Annotated in this window: 1 pseudogene; it reads left to right on the top strand. The window is 46.7% G+C overall.

Annotation, left to right across the window (positions count from 1 at the left end):
• Positions 1 to 289 (top strand): annotated as a pseudogene (locus tag DVK07_RS23930) (hypothetical protein); the annotation flags it as partial.
• Positions 290 to 719: the final 430 nt, after the last annotated feature.

Here is a 719-nt window from a genome sequence, read left to right as displayed (position 1 = left end):
CTGGTTCGCGCTTGAGGCGTGTGTCATCGGCCAGTACGGGCCGGTCAAATCATTCCGCGTGAGTTGGCGCATCACGACGAACTACCGAGGAAAATTCGTGCTTATCGGGGTGATCGCTATTGGAAGTGCAGCTAGTCTCTTTCTCCCAACATATCTCCCCGAGATGGGGATGAGTCTGGCCTCGTTGAACCCCGTTTTGAGCGTCATCTCATCGAGTGTCAGTGAATTACTTTCCATCGTGTGGGCAAGCGCCTACGCGCACATTTACGTCCAAGGTGTCGTATCGTGAACCGAGGCTTATGCCAGAGATTCAATTCCCTTGAATAGACTCAGCTATGCTTTTTTAGATATACTGGAAGTACGTGGTGTCCAGAGACCATATAATATCAAACATAGCCCGATAGTCTGATTGATAGCACTCACAGCATAAAACGTAACTTCGTCTGCTATTGGGATTATGATTACAAATAATAACAGGAATGGCGTCAAGAGTACCAAAACAAACCCAGCAGCAATGAATAACATCGGACGTTGACCATTCCGAAGATAGCCACGTACAGCAAGATACGTAGTACTGATACCGAGTACAAGGGCTACGACAGAAAAGGCCAACCCAACAACCGCAACTGGGTGTGATAAACCAGCCTCTATCATTGATCTCTCACTTGGTTAATAAATTCGCTAAAACGGTCAGTCATCTTTTCCCGTTTACTGATAGT

Source organism: Halorubrum sp. Atlit-26R (genome assembly GCF_003666015.1).
Lineage (GTDB): Archaea > Halobacteriota > Halobacteria > Halobacteriales > Haloferacaceae > Halorubrum.
This window is presented reverse-complemented; position numbering and strand designations above follow the sequence as displayed.